The sequence below is a fragment of the Bacillus sp. BF2-3 genome (assembly GCF_008368795.1).
Classification (GTDB): Bacteria; Bacillota; Bacilli; order Bacillales; family Bacillaceae_G; genus Bacillus_A; species Bacillus_A cereus.
Map to the genome: position 1 here is coordinate 99,556 of NZ_QOSA01000031.1, position 18,660 is coordinate 118,215.

Consider the following 18,660-nt stretch of genomic DNA (forward strand, 5'->3'; position numbering starts at 1 on the left):
TCATACGTCTAATACATGTAAAGTTAAATTGGAAGTGATGAAGTGAGGATGAAACAGGAGGAGCAATTGTGAAAGTAATCCCTTTATATAAAATGATTGTAAAAGAAGAAACGGATGTTTCTTTAGCGAAAAAAGGTGATCATGAAGCCTTTATAGCGCTTATACATACAGAAAAAGCGAAGATGTATCGAATAGCAAAGGCGATGTTACGTGATGAGACAAATATAGAGGATGCGATACAGACAACAATTTTAAAAGCCTATGAAAATATAAAAAAATTAAAAAAAGAAGAATTTTTTCAAACTTGGTTAATTCGAATACTAATAAATGAGTGTAACAATATTATTAGAGCGTATAAAAATGTAATTGTGACAGAAGAGAATGATTACAATATGAGTGCTTGTGATCAGTATGAAGATATAGATTTGTGTAATGCGATTCAATCGTTACATGAAGAATTAAGAGCTGTTACGGTGCTTTATTACTATGAAGACATGCATCAAGAGAGTATAGCAAAGCTGTTAGAAATACCGAAAGGAACAGTGAAATCAAGATTATCACGTGCGAGGGAACAACTACAAAAACGATTAAAGATGGAATAGGGGGTGTAAAGGATGGATAATGAAAAATTATTTGATGAGAAATTAAAAAAGAGAATAAAAGATGAAAATGTTATAGTACCTCCAGAGTTAAATGAAAAGATTAATAGCACGCTACATAATCTTAAGGTAAAAAAGAAGAGTTACAAAATTCATATGATGATAATTAGTGCAGCGGTTTGTATACTTTCAGTGGTATCTATGTCTGAGTTTTCTATACAAAGTTTTGCGCAAAATGGTGGAGTATTTGAATATGTAAAGAAAAAAGCGTTTTCTGATTATGAAAATGAAGAAGAAATAAAATCGAATGTACATTATCCAGATAAAGAAAAGATTCATCAAAAAATGCTAGATTCTATTGATTATTTTAAAAATATTTCAGGACAATTTGAGGAATATTCTAGCTCATCAAGAATTGCTACAACATATAAGTATGCGATTGATACGGAGAAACAAAGAGGTATCTCTTCGAAAGAAGATAAACTAGCCAAAAAACGAACAATTATATATAACGAGGAGAAGAAAAAAGAGTTTGATGATGAGAAGTATACCTATAAAGAGACAAAATGGAACCCGAAAGAAAGAAACAATGAACTATTAAAATTAAATCCTACGGAAAGGTTAGTGAGAAAATCAGATGAGAAAAAGAGATATGATGATGAATATGTAGGGCTAGCTAAATATAGTATTCAATCAGAATTCGCAGATTTATTAATTCGATATAAAGATTGGAATTATAAAGAAACGAAATATCTTGGATTAGATTGTTACAAAATTGAAGGAGTTATAAACATAGAGATGCCTGTTAGCACCTCTGAAGATTTAAGAGGGAAATTCGAAATGGTTGTGGAGAAAAATACAGGGATTATGTTGAAATTTCTTAGTTTTCAAGAAGGCTTGATTCAATATTCAGTTACGACTGAATGGATACAAATAGATAAGGGATTGAAAGAAAGTATGTTTCAAAAGGATAGCGCTAAATATGAAAAAATGAAAAACATATTGGATGAATAGAAACAGGAGGAGAGTAAATGGGGAATCATTCATCTTTAAGAGAAGAGAAAAATAAGCAAAAATATAAAAAGAAAAAGATAATAAGTTTACTACTGGCGGTATTACTATTTGGTGGAATTGGCTATGGGGCCTATGTATATATGAAAACTTCTAGTCTTGTACAAAAATCTAATTTGAATTTAGCACGAGGTGAAAAATCCAATTTACGTGAGAAATCTGTAAAGCCAATTGCAAATCATGTTTCACTTTTAATTATGGGAATTGATGAAAATCAAGAACGACAAAAGGAATATAATGGTGCATTTCATACAGATGCATTATTGTTAGTGACTTTTAATAAAGACGATAAAACAGTGAAATTAACGAGCATACCGCGTGATACATATACATATGTTCCAGTTGAAAAGAAAAAAGATAAAATAACCCATGCATATGGAAGTGGTTTCGTTAAAAATGGTAAAGATGGAGGACCGCAAGCTTCTGTGGAAGCGGTAGAAAAATTGTTACAGGTGCCTGTTGATTATTTTGTGAAATTTAATTTTGGTTCCTTTACTAAAATTATTGATGGGTTAGATGGTATTGAAGTGGATGTCCCAGTTGAATTTACGGAGCAAAATAGTAAAGATGAACCTGATGCGATTCATTTGAAAAAAGGATTACAAAAATTAAATGGGGAAGAAGCACTTGCACTAGCAAGAACGCGCCATATTGATAGTGATGCAATGAGAGGACAGCGCCAACAACTTGTTATTGAAGCGATTTTAAGTAAATTAAAAAGTGTAGGATCGATTACGAAGCTAGAAAAAATAGTTGAGGCGGTTGATGGTGATTTTAAAACAAATTTAGTAATGGATGATATTTTATCTTTTTATAAATACGGTTTAAACGGTTCAGTTGAAAAAATACAATTAGCTGGTGATGATTTATACTTACCTAATGGCCCAAACGGGCAACGTGTATATTATTATAATCCTAATAAAAAAGATCTACAGAGTTTGAGTAATACTCTTAGAACACATCTAGGATTAAGTGAAAAACAGATTGAGGAGAATTAAAGCAGATGTAATGTCTGCTTTTTTATTACGTTAAATAGTATGTCTTTTATTCGTAAATATTATATACTATTTTCAAGTTTAAGATAATAGTGTAACATAAAGTTATAGTTTAAGTTAAATAACAGGGGGGCTATTACATAGAATATATCATTAGCAATTATTGAAATAGTATGGGAGAAATGAAAATACAGGGGAGTATCAAAAATGAGAATCGTAAAGAATTTAACATTCCAAGTTATTGTGGCCATTATTTGTGGTATTGCAGTAGGGGCAATTTGGCCGAGTGTTGGACAACAAATGAAGCCAATTGGTGAAACATTCATCAATATGATTAAAATGGTTATTGCACCGATTATCTTTTTAACAATTGTGCTCGGTATTGCAAGTATGGGAAGTATGAAAAAGGTAGGCCGTGTTGGTGGGAAGGCACTATTATATTTTGAAATTGTTACAACAGCGGCTTTAATTATTGGTATCATCGTAGCGAATGTTGTACGTCCAGGAGATGGATTAGATCCCTCAAAACTAAAAGGCGGAGATGTTTCACAATATGTACAAAGTGGGCAAGAAATGAAATGGATGGATTTCTTTTTACATATCGTGCCGTCTAACATGTTTGAAGCATTTGCCAAAGGTGATATTTTACAAGTTCTGTTCTTCTCCATTTTATTCGGAGCAGGGTTAACGATGTTAGGAAAAAATGGACAACCGGTTATTGACTTTTTTGAAAGATTATCGAAAGTATTTTTTAACATTTTATCAATTGTAATGAAATTAGCACCAGTTGGAGCATTCGGTGGGATGGCATTTACAATTGGGAAGTATGGTTTAAGCACGCTCATACCACTTGGTAAATTAATGATTTGTGTATATGCGACAATGGCATTATTTGTTTTTATTGTTTTAAATTTTATTTGTAAATTGTATAAATTTAGTTTGTGGAAATATTTAGCGTATATTAAAGAAGAATTACTTATTGTTCTCGGGACATCATCGTCAGAATCAGTACTGCCGCGGATGATGACAAAGATGGAAGACTTCGGGTGTTCGAAGCCGGTAGTAGGTTTAGTCATTCCAACAGGTTACTCTTTTAACTTAGATGGAACAACGATTTATTTATCAATGGCAACTATATTTTTAGCGCAAGTTTTTCACGTCGATCTTTCACTAGGTCAACAATTAACTATAATAGCTATTTTGTTAGTTACATCTAAAGGAGCAGCAGCAGTAACCGGCGGGGGATTCATTGTACTAGCATCTACCCTATCGGCAATGAATGTTATCCCATTAGAAGGTTTAGCGTTATTACTTGGTGTAGATCGTTTCATGTCAGAAGCACGTGCTATCGTCAATTTAATTGGTAACGGTATTGCAACTGTAGTTGTTGCGAAAAGTGAAAATGAATTTGATGATGAGAAGTATACGAGAGTAGTAGAGGAAATGAAAAGAGAAAAAATGGTCGGGTAAAAAGTCAGCTTTGCTGACTTTTTTATTTTTGTAGAAAAGATGTTTTTAGATATATGCATTATTTATTAGCAATAATTAACAAGTATTCAAGTGGTAAATGAGATGAAAGTGATTAAAACAACGAATGTGTATGAATGCGAAATAAGGTTTGAACAAAATATGGAATTTTTATGAATATTACTGTAAAAAAATAATTTTTTAAAAATTTTCAATAATAATACTTTACAAAAATTAAAAAATTAGTAGAATAAGAATTAGTAAGAATCGTCTGATAAATATATAGAGAAAAACAGAATTATCAGAAAATTATTTAATAGCTATCGTTAAGAATTAGGGAGGGTACAAAATGAAAAAGAAACAAATGAAAAAACTAACAGCAGTTGTAGCACCGGTTTTAGCAATGAGCATGGCGTTAACAGCATGTTCTACATCAGGTGGAGATAAGAAGACAAGCACAAATTCTAGCTCTAGTGGAGATAGTAAATCAGGGGAAAAATTAGCAGCAAAACAAGTGTTAAATCGTACAGAAACAAATGAGATCCCAACAATGGATACTTCAAAAAATACAGATACATTAGGTTCTCAAATTTTAGGGAACACAATGGAAGGGTTATATCGATTAGATAAAGATAATAAACCAATCCCAGCTGCAGCAGAATCTAGTACGAAAAGTGAAGATGGTAAAAAATATACATTTAAACTACGTAAAGATGCAAAATGGTCAAATGGTGATCCTGTAACAGCAAAAGACTTTGCTTATGCATGGCAACGATTATTAGATCCAAAAACAACTGCAGAATATGCGTTTATCGCATTCCCAATTAAAAATGCAGAGGCGATTAATAAAGGTGAAAAACCAGTAACTGAACTAGGAGTTAAGGCGGTAGATGACTATACATTAGAAGTTGAATTAGAACAAGCGGTACCATACTTCTTAAACTTAGTAGCGTTCCCATCGTACTATCCATTAAATGAGAAGTTCGTAAAAGAAAAAGGTGATAAATACGGTTTAGAGTCTGATACAACAGTATATAACGGACCATTCGTTCTTACTGATTGGAAGCATGAGCAAGGCTGGAAACTAAAGAAAAATGATCAATATTGGGATAAAAAAACTGTAAAATTAGATGAAATCAACTATAGTGTAGTAAAAGAAATAAATACAAGGGTTAACTTATTTGATACAGGTGCAATTGATTTCGCACTTCTATCAGGTGAATTCGTTGACAAATATAGAAATAACAAAGAGGAGTTTGGCACATACTCACAAGTAAGTACATTCTTCTTACGTATGAATCAAAAACGTGGTGGACAAGATACACCATTAAAGAGTCAGAAATTACGTGAAGCAATCGCGCTTTCTATCGATAAGAAAAACTTAGCAAACGTTATTTTAAATGACGGATCTAAACCAGCAGACTTCTTAGTACCGAAAGGGTTAGCGACTGGACCAGACGGAAAAGACTTCCAAGAAACATTTAAAAATGGTATCAAACCAGATGCGAAAAAAGCTGCTGCAGCCTGGGAAGAAGCGAAAAAAGAACTTGGTAAAGACCAAGTTACAATTGAGTTATTAAACTATGATACTGGTAATGCGAAAAAAGTAGGGGAATATGTAAAAGACCAAATTGAGAAAAATTTAAAAGGTGTAACAGTTAATATTAAACTTCAGCCATTCAAACAAAAACTAAAACTAGAAACAGAGCAAGATTATGATTTATCATATGCTGGTTGGGGACCTGACTATGCTGACCCAATGACATTCTTAGATATGTTCCAGTCTAATCATTCTCATAACCAAATGAGCTTCGCTGATTCTAAGTATGATGATATGATTAAAAAAGCTGGCACTGAATTAATGGGTGACGCGAAGAAACGTTGGGAAGAGCTAGGAAAAGCTGAGAAATTACTTCTTGAGAAAGATGTAGCACTTGTACCTTTATATCAACGTGGTGATGCATATGTTCTAAAACAAAATATTAAAGGTATTGTAAAACATAATATCAGTCCGGAATATAGCTTTAAATGGGCATATGTAACTGAAAAATAATAGAGTTAAAAAAGCATTTCAAAGTAGACTTTGAAATGCTTTTTTGTGAGCTTAAAATACTAATTTTTAGTATGGTTAAATAGAGGAGAATAAGGTGTATAGTAGTCCGGAATATAGCTTTAAATGGGCATATGTAACTGAAAAATAATAGAGTTAAAAAAGCATTTCAAAGTAGCTAAGCTACTTTGAAATGCTTTTTTGTGAGCTTAAAATACTAATTTTTAGTATGGTTAAATAGAGGAGAATAAGGTGTATAGTATGTACATATAGTAGATGGGGGATAAATCCTACTAAAATAAAAAAGTAAGAATATTTAAAGTTAAACTATTTACAAATGTGAAAAAAAGAGTAGAATAACATTAGTTGTAATTTTCAGAAAAATGAATCTTTAGTAAGGGGTCTCTCAAGGGTTGGTAATGTACATATAATTAGGGAGGGTACAAAAATGAAGAGAAAAAAGATGAAAAAGTTAACGGCAGTTGTGGTACCAGTTTTAGCGATGAGTGTTGCATTGACAGCATGTTCTGGGTCAGGTGGGGAAAAGAAAACGACTACTACATCAAATAATGGGGAAGAAAAAAAATCTGATATTAAATATGCAGCGAAACAAGTATTAAATCGTACGGAAAACCAAGAAATTCCGACGATGGATACTTCTAAATCTACTGATACATTAGGTGCGCAAATTTTAGGGAACACGATGGAAGGCCTATATCGCCTTGATAAAGATAATAAGCCAATTCCTGCTGCGGCAGAGTCTAGTACGAAAAGTGAAGATGGTAAAAAGTATACGTTTAAACTGCGAAAAGATGCAAAATGGTCAAATGGAGACCCTGTAACAGCGAAAGATTTCGTTTTCGCATGGCAGCGCTTACTTGATAAGAATACTGCGGCAGAATATGCATTTATTGCTTACTATATTAAAAATGCAGAAGCGATTAATAAAGGGGAAAAACCTGTAACTGAATTAGGAGCGAAGGCGGTAGATGATTACACGCTAGAAGTAGAATTAGAAAAACCGGTACCGTATTTCTTAAATTTATTAGCATTCCCATCATACTATCCATTAAATGAAAAATTCGTAAAAGAAAAAGGTGATAAGTACGGTTTAGAAGCAGATACAACTGTGTATAACGGTCCATTCGTTATGTCTTCATGGAAACATGAACAAGGTTGGCAGCTGAAGAAAAATGATAAGTACTGGGATAAAAAGACTGTGAAATTAGAAGAAATTAACTATAGTGTAGTAAAAGAGGTTGCAACGAAAGTAAACTTATATGATACAGGATCAATTGATTTTACATTACTATCAGGAGAGTTTGTAGATAAATATAAATCGAACAAAGAAGAATATGGTGAGTATGCGGAATCAAGTACATTCTTCTTACGTTTAAATCAAAAACGTAACGGACAAGATACACCTTTAAAGAGCAAAAAACTACGTGAAGCAATTGCATTATCAGTTGATAAAAAAGGATTGGCAAATGTAATTTTAAATAATGGATCAAAAGCAACAGATCAATTGGTTCCAAAAGGACTTGCGACAGGGCCAGATGGTAAAGATTATCAAGATACATTTAAAAATGGTCTGAAATATAATCCGAAAAAAGGAGCAGCAGCTTGGGAAGCGGCGAAAAAAGAACTTGGAAAAGATCAAGTGACAATTGAATTACTAAGTTATGATGATGGAACTGCGAAAAAGATTGCTGACTATGTAAAAGATCAAATTGAGAAAAATTTAAAAGGTGTAACGATTAATACGAAAATTCAGCCATTCAAACAAAAATTAAAATTAGAAACTGCGCAAGATTATGAAATTTCTTATGCAGGTTGGAGTCCAGACTATGCGGATCCAATGACATTTATTGATATGTTTGAATCGAAGAGCCCGTACAACCAAATGAGTTATTCAAATCCAAAATACGATGAAATGGTAGGAAAAGCAGGTAATGAATTAATGAGTGATGCGAAAAAACGTTGGGAAACGTTAGGGAAAGCTGAAAAATTATTCCTTGAAGAAGATGCAGGGTTAGTTCCTTTATATCAAACAGGAAGATCGTACGTAATGAAACCGAATGTAAAAGGAATTGTGAAACATAACATCAGTCCAGAATATAGCTTTAAGTGGGCGTATGTAACTGAGGATGGCGGAAAAAAATAAAGTGAAAGCATTTCAAAAGTGGCTGAGCTGCTTTTGAGATGCTTTTTAGTATGTATAAGGGAATAAATCTCTTTAGCCTATTGAGAATCGGATAGGTAATTAGGAAGGTTCTATCTGAGGAAATTAGAGAGGTCAGTAAGTGGTAAGAAAGATGAATGATAGTAAGAGACCTCATGCTAATAAGAAAAATATAGAATGTAGTAATAGAGTGGAATAAGAGAAGGGATGTTTACATATAGTAGACGGGGGATAATTCATATAGTAGTTAAAACAACAAGATACTATAATAAAAAAATAAATATTTAGAAAATTTACAAAAATACTTTACAAAATTTAAAAAAACAGTAGAATATTAATTAATAAGAATTTTCTGATAACGAAAGTTAGTAGAGAATTTCTAAATGTTAATATCGTACATATAATTGGGGAGGGTACAAAAAAATGAAGAGAAAAAAGATGAAAAAATTGACAGCGGTCGTAGCACCAGTTTTAGTAATGAGTATGGCATTAACAGCTTGCTCTGGATCAGGAGATAAAGAGAAGGCAAGCACAACACCAAAAAGCGGTGAAAAAGAAGGCGGAAAGCTAGCGGCGAAGCAAGTGCTTAATTTAACAGAGTCTCAAGAGATTCCATCTATGGACTCTGCTAAAGCGACAGACCAAGTATCGTTTCTAGCTTTAAACAACGTAATGGAAGGTTTATATCGACTTGATAAAGATAATAAAGCAACACCAGGAGTTGCTGAATCATATAAAAAGAGTGATGATGGTAAAAAATACACATTTACATTAAATAAAAATGCAAAATGGTCAAATGGAGAGCCTGTAACAGCGAAGGATTTCGTGTTTGCTTGGAAACGTGCGGTAGATAAAAATACAGCAGCAGAATATGCATACATTATGTTTGATTTGAAAAATGCACAAGCGATTAATGAAGGAAAAGCTGAACTAGATACGTTAGGAGTAAAAGCTGTAGATGACTATACGTTAGAAGTAGAATTAGAAAATCCAGTTCCTTACTTTGTAGAATTAACTTCATTTGGAACATTTTATCCATTAAACGAGAAATTTGTAAAAGAAAAAGGAGAAAAGTACGGTTTAGAATCAGATACGACGTTATACAACGGACCGTTTACATTAACAGACTGGAAACATGAAGAAGGTTGGAAGTTAAAGAAAAATGCACAATATTGGGATAATAAAACAGTTAAGTTAGATGAAATCAACTTTGACGTAGTAAAAGATAGCGGTACACGTGTTAACTTATATGAAAGTGGACAAATCGATCGTTCAGGACTTACATCTGAATTTGTTGACAAATATAAATCAAACCCCGACTTCTTTACACAAAAAACACCGTCAACATATTTCTTACGCTTAAACCAAAAACGTGGTGGGCAAGATACAGTGTTAAAGAGCAAAGATCTACGTTTAGCGATTGCAAAAGCGTACGATAAAAAAGGCTTAACGAATGTAATTTTAAATGATGGTTCTACACCTGCAGATTATTTAGTGCCAAAAGAATTTGCTAAGAGCCCAGATGGAAAAGACTTCCGTAAAGAAAATGGAGATATTTTAAAAACAGATGTGAAAAAAGCAAAAGAGCATTGGGAAAAAGCGAAAAAAGAGCTTGGAAAAGATGCAATTACAGTAGAACTATTAAACTATGATGGTGATGGTGCGAAAAAAGTAGGAGAATTCTTAAAAGGAGAACTTGAGAAAAACCTACCAGGTTTAACGGTGAATTTGAAAAACCAGCCATTTAAACAAAAGTTAAAATTAGAATCAGATCTAGATTATGATTTATCTTACGCTGGTTGGGGGCCTGACTACTTAGATCCAATGACATTCATTGATATGTTTGTTACAAATGGCCCTCATAACCAAACAGGATATTCAAATCCTAAATATGATGAGATTGTACAAAAAGGTAAAGGTGAGCTATTAACGAAAACGAAAGAGCGTTGGGATAGCTTACTGAAAGCGGAGAAAATGTTATTGGAAGATGCAGCAATTGCACCATTATATCAACGTGGTGATGCTATCGTTCAAAGACCTAAAGTAAAAGGTATTGTTCACCATCCAGTTGGTGGAGACTACAGCTATAAATGGGCATATATTACAGAGGATAAGTAAGATGAGGGGCGTACAATACGCCCTTTTTTCTATGCACTTTTCTTCCTTGCTCGAATATATAAAATAAAAAAGGGAGAATCCCATGAAGCGAAACACATACATCGATTTCCTAGCTTATTACGGAATAGGAAGCGCTCATCCTGGTGGCTTTACGTTAACAAAACAATTGTTAGCACAACTGCCTTTTAAATATGGAGCGAATGTCCTTGAGATAGGTTGCGGTACGGGGAAAACAGCGGCATATATGACAAGGGAATTTGGTTATAAAGTAACAACGGTTGAAAAGAATGAAATTATGATTCAAAAGGCAAAAGATAGATGGTTGTTTGAAGGGTTAGCTATACAATTAATTGAAGGAAATGTGGAGCATTTACCGTGTTTGAATAACTCATTTGAGTTCGTACTTGGAGAATCAATCATCGCTTTTACAGACAAAGAAAGGGTTATCTCGGAGTGTTATCGTGTATTACAGCAGGACGGTAAGCTTGTTGTCATTGAAATGATTATTGATAGGCACATTGATAAGGGTGAGGAAGAAAAAATCGCCCAATTATATGGTATGAAAGAATTATTAACGGAGAATGAGTGGGTACAATTATTTCAGAAAGCAAATTTTAAAAGAATTACAATTGCTGGCGGTGGCACGATTGCAGAAACGATCTCTGGCTATGTAGAAGAGCCAGAATGGAATGTATCCTCACATATTCCGAATGAGTTATATGAGGCGTGGGTACAGCATGAAAATATACGGCTTATGTACCAACACATTTTAGGGCATCGTATTTTTATATGTGAAAAATAAAGAAAAAGAGTTGGCTAAAGGTAGCCAACTCTTTACTATGTTAAATGAAAAATAATGCAGCTAATGTAATTCCGAAGATGAAACCAAATCCGAGTTCAACACCCCAGCCACAACCGCCGCCTCCCCAGCCGCCGCAACCACAACTACTACAACCACGACCACCACATCCGCAGCTGCTGAATCCACCACCGCATCCGAATCCACAACTATCACACCTGCTAAGGCCTCCACAAAGGTCACAACCACCGTTTGCATAAGCGTCATAGTAGCCGAATCCTGAATCAAAAGATGAGCGCTGTTGCACCGGTTCAATCCATACAGAGCTTTGTGTCACATCGATTATTTTCCCTAAATGTATACGGCCATCACGGTCTTCAATCCGAACAACTTTTCCGAAGTAACGTCGGCATGTATCATAACATTTTTGTCTATGCATGTTCTTTCCTCCTTCCGCATTACAGTAATACGATATGTAAGGGGGACAAGTGCGGCTTGTACGAATGCCCTATCTATCATAATTGTTATAGGAAAGGGGAAATATAAGAAGAGGATATATAAGGAGGAAAAGGCATGAAATCTACAGATCAGTTTCAGACATACGAAGTACCGTGGGAAGAATTTATTGAAGCGTTGCGAGAGGAAATGAAGAAGCAAGTAGGGGCAGATATTATTGATACAGTAGTTTGCAATTTAGAAGATGGTTTTGAAGTGTATACATATGTGCAGGGGGATTTAGATTTTGAATACAAGGAAGCGCTTGAGAGAAAATACGGAAGTGATGCGAAGACACCTAATGTGTTAACGATAATGTTATTAGCTAGTATTTATAATACAAGTGAAGAGAATATACGCTTGCATGCGGATCATAAAGAGAATCCGATTGTTGAAGTGTATGTAAAGCAAGGAAACACGCTGTGAAAGGCGTGTTTTTTAATTGTATGATAAAATGTTAGAAAATTAAGAAAGAAGGTGATGAATTGGGAATTAAACATCTTAATTTAACAGTTGCAGATGTAGTAGCTGCAAGAGAGTTTTTAGAAAAGTATTTTGGCTTAACTTGTAGTGGAACAAGGGGGAATGCCTTTGCAGTTATGCGTGATAATGATGGATTTATACTAACGTTAATGAAAGGAAAAGAAGTTCAGTATCCAAAAACATTTCATGTAGGATTTCCACAAGAAAGTGAAGAACAAGTAGATAAGATAAATCAAAGATTGAAGGAAGATGGATTTTTGGTCGAGCCTCCTAAGCATGCCCATGCGTATACGTTTTACGTTGAAGCACCTGGTGGATTTACAATAGAAGTGATGTGTTAAGTTAAAAATCAAACTTTTTGTCATGTGTTTTTAAAATAAAAAGTAGGAAAAGTCTGTTTTAAGCGTGGAGCTTAAACAGGCTTTTTTACTTATATAATTGGATAGAGAATGCTAGAAGGAATATTACCAAGTGTATGATCTGTTTACATAATAAAGTTATGGTGGGTTAGTTGTCCTAAAATACAAGTCATATATCTTGTTTCCTCTCATAAATTTAAACATAGGAATTTGTCTACAAAGGTGGCGAAGCCTCATCATGAAAATCCGAATTTGTGCCACGTTCATGTTGTTTCTATTTATATGTTTACCTTTATCAGCTTTTGCAAAAGGAGAGGAGGCAAAGGAAAGGGTCGTTTCACTTGTATATGACGATTCGGGCAGCATGAGAAATAACGATCGCTGGAAATATGCCAATTATGCTTTGCAAAGTTTAGTTGCGCTATTGGATGAAAAAGATAAATTTTCTTACGTTCCAATGAGTAAACCGAATGATCCATTAAACATTTCGTTAACGAAGGATAAAAGGCAAACAGAAATTGAGGGAATTGGAGCGTGGAAAACGTATTTAAATACTCCATTTAGCGCGGTAGAAACGGCGATGCAATCTATAAAAAAGGAAGCAGATATAGATGGAAAACGTGAATTTTGGCTTATTGTATTAACTGACGGGGCATTTAATGATTTAGAGAAAGATAAGGTTGGCGGAAAAGAACAAATTTTGCAGAAATTAGCCCAGTTTAAGAAAGAAATGGATGCAAAAAAGATATCGTTACATCCAGTCTTAATTACGATGGAAGAAGATTTAGGACAACAAGAAAAAGAACAACTAAATACGTTCAAGGAAATATGGAAGAAAGAGATAAATGGTGTTACGATGCCGTCAAGCGGAGAAGATGGCATTGTAAAAAGTGTAAATCAAGTGGCAGCATTAGTTGCAAATCGTGATCCATTCTCCTCTGTTGAATCGATTGTAAAAACGAAAGTAGTGGGGAAAAGAGTAGAGATTACAACACCATTTCCGTTAAAGCGTATGACGCTTGTACGACAATCGCCTTCTCTGCCCGATTATCAGGTCACACAAATTTCTAAACCATTACAATTACAATCTTCTTTTTCCATACATGCACCAGGAGAAGCAAAATTGTTCGGAAATATAGTTCATATAAGTACGGAAAATGAGGAAGTTATTAAACCAGGAACTTATACGATAGAAGTGGATCAGGACATTGAGAAAGAAGGACTACAAGTATTAGTTGAACCAGCGCTTAATTATACGGTTTCTACTTATGACAAAGATGATAGTAGTCAAAAAAATGTAGAGAAAATGTACGAAGGTGTTACTGCTGTTATTGAAGCAAAGCCTACGGAGTTGCCAGTTCAGTCTTCTTACTTTCAGGCAGAAGTAGAAATAGATGGAAAACAATATGCAATGAAGTGGAACGATAAAAGGCATGTGTTTTATTACGAAACGAAGCTTGGTAAAGGGTTAGTACGCGGGAAAGTTCATATGAATATAAAGGGGTTTTATAGACAGACGAAAGAATTTAAAATTGAAACAGCTGAGAAACCGAAATTATCACTTCAAACTGTTACAAAAGATTATGAAGAAAAAGTGACAAATTTAGAGAATAGTAAACCATTTGTTTTACAACCACAGTTAGATGGTAAGTTAATGACAGAAGAAGCTGTAAAAAAACTATTAAAATCTACTGGTGTCACATCTAAACAATCAATCAATTATGAAATAAAGCAACATGGAAATCAAATCTATGTTTATCCTCGTCCCTATTACTCCGACACATTTAATTTTACAGATACCGGCACCGTAGAAGCTACCATCGTAATGCAGGATTCAAAGTTACAAGAAGTAAAGAAAAACATAACATTCCATATTCAAGATGCTCCGTTTTATGAAAAATATGCGCTTATTTTTAAGTTTGTCATTCCTATCACTTTATTACTGCTAGTAGTAGGAATCATTGTTTTAGGATGGATTATTCGGCCAAGATTTCACCGGAAAGCACTACTGTATTATGAATGGGATCAAGAGGTAGCGAAAGATTGGCTATATCAATCTGAACCAGAATTACTTCGGAATAAATGGTGGAACCATTATTTTGGTATCCCATTTAGAGCAGAAAGAAAAACCATGCAATCCGTTACGTTTATAGCGAAGAAAGGTTCGAAATCTGTCTTTGTAGCGAAAGAATCACAAGTAGTTGGAATGATTATTGATGGAATGTTTATAGCAGAGGATGAAGTAGGAATGGAACATAAGACACTATATCCAAATGAACTTTTACTAATTGATAGGGGATATGGTAAAGAGATTTACAAGTACGAATGTGAATAGTAGGTAGGGATAAGAAGGGGATGGAGTATTGATCCTCTTTCCCTTTTTTCCAACAAGCAAGAATAGGAAGGTGGTTCACATGACATTACAAGTTCCAACAATATTAATTGGTTTAGGTGGAATCGGTAGTACTGTGACGCATCAAATATATGAAAAACTGCCTGAAGAGCGCCGGAAAAAGGTAGCAATGCACGTATTTGATACAGATGTGAATACATTAAGTAAATTCGATCATATTCGAAAGTTTAAGACACAAACAAGTTCTAGTAAAACGCCTAGGGAGTATATTGCGGGAGATCCAACGATCCCAGAGTGGTTTCCGATGGATCCGACTATACTTGATAAACCATTAACAGAAGGAGCAGGACAGTTACGCGTCATTTCACGTTTAGCGTTACGTGCTGCGATGAAAGAAGATAAATTGACGTCTTTTTGGCAAGAAATCGAGAAAATCTTTCCGGTTACAAGTGATCAAACGGAATATGGTGTGCGTGTCATTATAGTAACATCACTAGCAGGCGGAACAGGTTCAGGGATGTTTCTGCAAATTGCTTTATATTTACGTGAAATGCTTCGGAAGAAATTGCAGCATCATAACATTTTAATACGCGGTGCGTTTTTAATGCCGGATGTTTTAGTAAAGACGAGAACGGTTAGCGCGAAAGAATTTGAAACGGTGCAAGCAAATGGCTATGCATCGTTAAAAGAATTACATGCTATTACGCTCGGGTCTACTGGAGAATTATCAAAACGCGGCGGTGTAACAATTGAATTAGAGTATCGCCCTGATCAAGTAGATGAAGACGGAAGAACGAATCATACAATTAAACAACATCATTTACCGTACAATTATTGCTTCTTATACGATTACGAAAACCTACATGGACACCATTTACACAATTTATCAGACTATATGGAACAGATGGCAAATACAATTTATTTACAGTTATTTAGCCCGATGTCCACAAGTCATTTTGCACAGGAAGACAATCAAATTCAGCAATTAGCAGAATCAAGCGGAAAAGGACGATATTGCGGGGCAGGAACGGCAAAACTCATTTATCCATATGAACATGTGTTAAAATATTGTGCTTTAAAATGGGCCGTGCAAGGTTTAGATGAATCGTGGCTTCATTTAGATCAACTGTTTCAAGAGAAGAAGCAAAGATACGATCAAGATGTAAAACGTGGGATGCAACGTGAAAAGCCGGAGAGAGGTAAAAGTTATTTAGAGGACTTGGAGCATCTTGCTACCCGTCCAGAGCAAGCTCATATTTTCTATAGACAAATGTACAATGAAACACGTGAAGGAGCAGAGGGTGGTAAGCTCGGAGTTGCGAAATCAAAACTGTTTTTAGAAGCTGTAGAAAGTTATGTACAACGAACGGTGCAAAAAGATGAGGAATTAAATCGTCTGCAACATGAGTGTAAAATTTCAGCTACGAAACTGAAAATGATGGAACAGATGAAGGGTGAAGTGGCAAGAGTGGATCATGCGGTGCGTTTATATGCGTATGCGATTCCGAGCCGGGTACATGAACATGTAACGACACTTTTATATGACATGATTGAATCAGACCGCTTTTCACCAAGTGGTTCTGAAGGGCAGTCCTATCAATTAAATACATGGTTTTTAAAGAAAACAGATCCCGTTCACCCAGTAGCAGCGCGTTTTATGTTATATGAAATTCGAAAGCAGTTAGTAGAAAAAATGAATCGACTACATGAAAATAATGAACAAAAGCGTAATGTAATTCAAAATTACGATAAAAAATTTAATGTGGGTAATATTGATGGAACGGTAACGGCTGTACGCCGAGTAGAAATTGCTCAACAACAAGGCTGGTTCGGAAAAATGATTAATAATCAGCAACGTTTATTCAAAAGAGAATTTGAAGACATCGTAACGCAATATGTACACAAATTAAATGAATATCGAAAAGAAATGCTATTAGAACTTGTATATCAATCGCTATATCAAGCAGTTAATAAAATGATTCAATATTGGGAAAGATTTTTTGATAATTTACATGAAACACGTGAAAATTTACTGTTTGAAATCCAAAAGCGCAGTAAGGAATTTGAAGGGAAAACAAACCCGACGAATGTATATGTATTAGCTGAGGAACAGCTGCAAGAAAAGATATGGCAAGATATGCAGCAACATTTAAATTTAGGTGTACTACCGAAAGATATATCAGCGGAAATTTACATGAGTTTGTACGGGGAATATTGTCGTGATGCGAAAACAGAAGAGATTCAGTCGAAAAAGGTAGAGGATTTCTACCGAGAACATATACTGAGCTATTGTTATGACGAACTGCAAGTACGCTATCGTGATAAATTAGAACTGAATATTATTGAAGCGTTGCGAAAAGAAGCAGATTATAAGAAACGTGATCGCGATGAATACGTTCGTGAAAAAATTGAAGACCTGTTCCATTTAGCGAGTCCATTCGTTCCGAAAGTTGCTCATCATAGGGAATTACAATATTGGGGTATACATCCTTCTTTAAAGAAAGAGTTGCAAGAGGAATTAATTCAAGCAATGTTTAAAGAAAAAGATACAGTACATGAAGCCTTTTCGCCATTTGAAGTGATCTGTTATCGAGCGCATTACGGCTTATCGCTGCAAGACTTTCCTAAATTATCATCAGGACATATTTCAAATGGATTTATGAATGATAAAGGTGACTATTTCCAATCGTATTATCGCCGTGTAAACAAATTAAATAGTAAAAAATCTAGTTTAACGCCGCATTTAGATAAGTATTGGCACTTACCAGCCTTTATGCCAGATTTAAATGCGACTCAAACAAAATTAGATTATGATAAATGTAATCGTGCATTACTATACGCATATATGTATCGCTGGATTAGTTTAGTTGCTGTTGATGGACAGTTTGTGTATCAATATAACGGTGTAGGACGTAGCTTTTTAATTCAGTCAATGGGGAAAAATATTTCAAGCGAAAGTTATAAATTACACAGAGCGTTGCTTCATAATCCGTTTATTTATGAAAACATCTTGTCACGATTTGAAGAAGAGCAAGAAAAGGCGATGATACAAGGTGGACATTTATATACACATCCGTTCGTATTAGGAGCCCAAGATGTAAGATGGCTTAGAAAAGAACATGTCCACAATCTTTTAGATATGATTTTAATGTATGATCGTGAAGCGAAGTATGATCCGACGTTAGAAGAAACATCAGATGAATTATTAAGACTATTCCTTGATGAAATCGAGTTGTATTTCCAGAACTATTACGGTACAGGTGCCGATATGGTGGCAAAGAAAGAGAAAGAAATGTTTATTAAACAATTGTGGGATCGCTCGCATGCGAAAGGATATGTAGATCCAAATAGCGCTCCGTATAAAAAATGGCAAAATTTATTAGGTGTTCAAGATGAAGAAGAAACGTCAAAAACGAATGTATAATGAATGAAAAGGGAATCCTTAAAAGTGGCAATACAACTTTAGAAAAGAGGGATTCTGATGCCGTTTTTAGGAAGTGTATATCAAATATTTGGGTTATATCCGGAACTTTATTATGGGATGATTTCAGCGGAGCTGCAAGAGGAAGCTCAGAAGGAGCATCTTGGAAATAGTAGTGCAGAAGCTGAAGCGGAAGAATAAAAAAAGTGCAGATGAAAATCTGCACTTTTTTGTTAGTATTAAAATGGTAAAATAACCTCAAATGAAT

At 34.6% G+C, this 18,660-nt stretch carries 14 protein-coding genes; 13 read left to right on the forward strand and 1 reads right to left on the reverse strand.

Features of this window, described 5'->3' with window-relative positions:
- The first annotated feature begins 68 nt into the window (after positions 1 to 68).
- The 8 genes from DN401_RS22210 (at position 69) to DN401_RS22245 (ending at position 11,284) form a co-directional block, all read left to right on the forward strand.
- Positions 69 to 602: a sigma-70 family RNA polymerase sigma factor gene (locus DN401_RS22210; protein WP_000864731.1), complete on the forward strand. Its 534-nt coding sequence runs from the start codon at positions 69 to 71 to the stop codon at positions 600 to 602.
- A 12-nt stretch (positions 603 to 614) separates the two neighbouring features.
- A complete protein-coding gene (locus DN401_RS22215; protein ID WP_086401152.1) occupies positions 615 to 1,613 on the forward strand; it encodes an anti-sigma factor in 999 nt (332 codons plus the stop codon).
- A 17-nt stretch (positions 1,614 to 1,630) separates the two neighbouring features.
- Positions 1,631 to 2,668 carry an LCP family protein gene (locus tag DN401_RS22220; protein WP_086401153.1) on the forward strand — a complete coding sequence of 346 codons (1,038 nt, stop codon included), beginning with the start codon at positions 1,631 to 1,633 and terminating at the stop codon, positions 2,666 to 2,668.
- 204 nt (positions 2,669 to 2,872) lie between these two features.
- A complete protein-coding gene (locus DN401_RS22225) occupies positions 2,873 to 4,135 on the forward strand; it encodes a dicarboxylate/amino acid:cation symporter (RefSeq protein ID WP_001223629.1) in 1,263 nt (420 codons plus the stop codon).
- 346 nt (positions 4,136 to 4,481) lie between these two features.
- Positions 4,482 to 6,185 carry a peptide ABC transporter substrate-binding protein gene (locus tag DN401_RS22230; protein WP_000730163.1) on the forward strand — a complete coding sequence of 568 codons (1,704 nt, stop codon included), beginning with the start codon at positions 4,482 to 4,484 and terminating at the stop codon, positions 6,183 to 6,185.
- A 445-nt stretch (positions 6,186 to 6,630) separates the two neighbouring features.
- Positions 6,631 to 8,346 carry a peptide ABC transporter substrate-binding protein gene (locus DN401_RS22235; protein WP_000823465.1) on the forward strand — a complete coding sequence of 572 codons (1,716 nt, stop codon included), beginning with the start codon at positions 6,631 to 6,633 and terminating at the stop codon, positions 8,344 to 8,346.
- A 441-nt stretch (positions 8,347 to 8,787) separates the two neighbouring features.
- On the forward strand, positions 8,788 to 10,482 hold the full coding sequence (locus DN401_RS22240; RefSeq protein ID WP_000823445.1) for a peptide ABC transporter substrate-binding protein: 1,695 nt from the start codon (positions 8,788 to 8,790) through the stop codon (positions 10,480 to 10,482).
- Between the two features lie 82 nt (positions 10,483 to 10,564).
- The gene (locus DN401_RS22245; RefSeq protein ID WP_000828243.1) at positions 10,565 to 11,284 is read left to right on the forward strand and encodes a class I SAM-dependent methyltransferase; all 720 of its coding nucleotides are present in this window, start codon (positions 10,565 to 10,567) and stop codon (positions 11,282 to 11,284) included.
- A gap of 40 nt (positions 11,285 to 11,324) precedes the next feature.
- Here DN401_RS22245 and DN401_RS22250 read toward each other — a convergent pair whose 3' ends face one another.
- Complete coding sequence (locus tag DN401_RS22250) at positions 11,325 to 11,720, reverse strand: hypothetical protein (protein ID WP_000555000.1); 396 nt, start codon at positions 11,718 to 11,720, stop codon at positions 11,325 to 11,327.
- A gap of 134 nt (positions 11,721 to 11,854) precedes the next feature.
- Here DN401_RS22250 and DN401_RS22255 point away from each other — a divergent pair, with 134 nt between their 5' ends.
- The 5 genes from DN401_RS22255 to DN401_RS22275 all read left to right on the forward strand — a co-directional run bounded on the left by DN401_RS22255 (position 11,855) and on the right by DN401_RS22275 (position 18,593).
- On the forward strand, positions 11,855 to 12,202 hold the full coding sequence (locus tag DN401_RS22255) for a hypothetical protein (RefSeq protein ID WP_000842902.1): 348 nt from the start codon (positions 11,855 to 11,857) through the stop codon (positions 12,200 to 12,202).
- Positions 12,203 to 12,261: 59 nt separating this feature from the next.
- Positions 12,262 to 12,600, forward strand: a complete 339-nt coding sequence (locus DN401_RS22260; protein WP_000511515.1) for a VOC family protein — start codon at positions 12,262 to 12,264, stop codon at positions 12,598 to 12,600.
- Between the two features lie 256 nt (positions 12,601 to 12,856).
- Complete coding sequence (locus tag DN401_RS22265) at positions 12,857 to 14,953, forward strand: vWA domain-containing protein (RefSeq protein WP_000702060.1); 2,097 nt, start codon at positions 12,857 to 12,859, stop codon at positions 14,951 to 14,953.
- Between the two features lie 79 nt (positions 14,954 to 15,032).
- The gene (locus DN401_RS22270) at positions 15,033 to 18,395 is read left to right on the forward strand and encodes a tubulin-like doman-containing protein (protein ID WP_000175121.1); all 3,363 of its coding nucleotides are present in this window, start codon (positions 15,033 to 15,035) and stop codon (positions 18,393 to 18,395) included.
- Between the two features lie 57 nt (positions 18,396 to 18,452).
- Positions 18,453 to 18,593 carry a hypothetical protein gene (locus DN401_RS22275; protein ID WP_001116195.1) on the forward strand — a complete coding sequence of 47 codons (141 nt, stop codon included), beginning with the start codon at positions 18,453 to 18,455 and terminating at the stop codon, positions 18,591 to 18,593.
- Positions 18,594 to 18,660: the final 67 nt, after the last annotated feature.